General features: G+C 48.0%; 3 protein-coding genes. All 3 read left to right on the plus strand.

What is annotated here, in order from left to right; translation table 11 throughout:
• Nucleotides 1–562, plus strand: a 562-nt coding sequence (locus tag BHV64_RS09175; protein ID WP_288115783.1) for a site-specific integrase, incomplete at its 5' end; no start/stop codon positions are given.
• A 67-nt stretch (nt 563–629) separates the two neighbouring features.
• Entirely contained in the window at nt 630–2,090 is a 1,461-nt protein-coding gene (locus tag BHV64_RS09180) for an RNA-binding domain-containing protein (RefSeq protein ID WP_217727927.1), read from the plus strand.
• Between the two features lie 9 nt (nt 2,091–2,099).
• Nucleotides 2,100–2,366 (plus strand): DUF6043 family protein (locus BHV64_RS09185; protein ID WP_288115784.1); only part of this gene is annotated, 267 nt, incomplete at its 3' end.

Raw genomic sequence — 2,366 nt, forward strand, 5'->3', positions numbered from 1 at the left:
GTTGCACAAGATTTACGGCACGAATCTGATGCGGCATCCGCAACTGGCCGTTCAGCGCGACATCTTCGTTTTTCAATGTCTGATCGGCTGCCGGGTGGGCGATCTGCTGAAAATGACGAAATCGAATCTGATCGACGGAGCCATCGAGTACATACCGCGCAAGACCAAGGAAGGGCGACCGCTGACCGTGCGGGTTCCGCTGAATCAGACAGCCAAAGAGATCGCAGCCCGTTACAAAGGTCTGGACGGCGACAAACTGCTGCCGTTCATCTCCGAGCAGAAATACAATATGGCGATCAAGCGGATTTTCAAAGCCGCCGGATTGAAGCGGTTGGTTACGGTCATAAACCCCACCACCCGCGAAGAAGAAAAAAGGGTACTTTACGAGATCGCCTCGTCGCATCTGGCCCGCCGGACATTCGTCGGAAATCTGTATAAGCAGGTCAAAGACCCCAATTTGGTCGGAGCTTTGAGCGGACATAAGGAAGGCAGCAAGGCTTTCGCGCGTTATCGCACCATCGACGATGAAATGAAGCAACAGTTGGTCGATTTGCTGAAATAATATATTGCTTTTTAGAATTTACTGAAAAGAATCCATATTTTTGTCCTAACAAATTGAGAGCCGCATTATGTTAACACAGAAACAACTGGTACAAATACTTGGCAATCCGGAAAGCTACAACATCGAGATAACGTCCTCGACAACCAATATGGACAAATTTTGCCAGGCGATTTGTGCTTTTTCCAATGATTTACCCGGCGATGACAAAAGCGGCTATCTGATTATAGGAGCCGAAGACAACGGGAAGTTATCCGGCCTGCATGTCGATGATGGTCTACTACTCAAAATGACCAATATCCGCACCGACGGCAATATTCTCCCGCAACCGGTAATGACTGTCGAGCGCTTTGTTTTGGAAGGTGGCGATTTACTCGTGGTCGAGGTCAAACCGTCCGAATTTCCTCCGGTCAGATACCGGGGACGTATTTGGGTACGGATAGGTCCGCGCAAAAGCATCGCATCGGAAGCCGAAGAAAAAATATTGATGGAGCGAAGAATCTCTAATATTCGAACGTTCGATGCCATGCCGTGTATCGGAACGACGCTTGCCGACATTGATATAAACCTTGTTCGGTCAGAATTTTTACCAAAAGCCGTAGCCAGTGAAATTCTTGCAGACGATAAGCGCCCTCTTGAAGAACAGTTGGCATCACTCGGATTTTTCGACTTGCGATATAACTGTCCGACGAACGGATGCATTATTCTGTTCGGGGGAAATCCGGGGCGCTATTTTCCGGGAGCTTATGTCCAATATGTCCGTTTCAAAGGTGTGGATCGTGCAGGGGAAATCATCAATGAACACAAGTTCGGGAATAACCTTTGCCATGACCTCATTAAAATAGACGCATTCGTCGAAACGAGTGTGTCGCAAAAACGCCCGATTCCGATTAGTGTTCTCCGGGAAGAAACCGTTGCGAATTACCCATACTGGGCAACGCGGGAACTTCTGATGAATGCGATCATGCACCGGGATTATGAAACGAATGCCCCGATACAATTCTATGAATACGATGATCGTATTGAAATACAAAATCCCGGCGGTTTATATGGAAAAGTCAGTCCGGAGAATTTTCCGAATGTAAGCGATTACCGCAATCCGTTCATTGCCGAAGCGATGAAAATTCTCGGTTATGTCAATCGTTTCAGCCGAGGTGTTTATAGGGTTCAAAAAGAGCTGACGGAAAACGGCAATGAAAAAGCCGAATTCGACTTTTCATTTGTCACGGCATTTCGGGTAATTGAAAAAGCATCGAAACGATATTACGATGCAGGCTTCGGTGCTGAGAGAAACCCACAAGAAACCCACAAGAAACCCACAAGAAACCCACAAGAAACACCCCAAAATATTCGGGAAAGGATCATCTACGAAATCCAAAAGAATCCGGCAATCTCCGGCAGGGAATTGGAAGCGTTATTAGGACGTACCTCGAATAGCATTAAGCATTATCTACTGCAAATGAACAAAGAGGGGATTATCAGTCATGAAGGGCCGACAAAAGGCGGCAGATGGGTTGTCTTAAAAAAGTAGTACAATACTATGGGCCAGCAGGAATACGAGGCTTTCAAAGCGAAGTTGCGGGAATGGATGAACACCCACCCCGACGAATACGCCGCATTCGAAGAGGCGATGAACGCCCGTGACTATGCAGGGTGCCAGTCGGTCATATTCCAAGCCATGTCCCTTATCCCCTGGTACCGGCGCCTAATGTCCGACAAAGCCAATGAAGGACTGTTCGAGCATGTCGATGAGATCGAACAGGCGGCCCGACAACACGACCTTGCCGGCAAGATCATCCGGGAGTGC

It is taken from the genome of Alistipes sp. 56_sp_Nov_56_25 (genome assembly GCF_001915285.1).
Lineage (GTDB): Bacteria > Bacteroidota > Bacteroidia > Bacteroidales > Rikenellaceae > Alistipes > Alistipes shahii.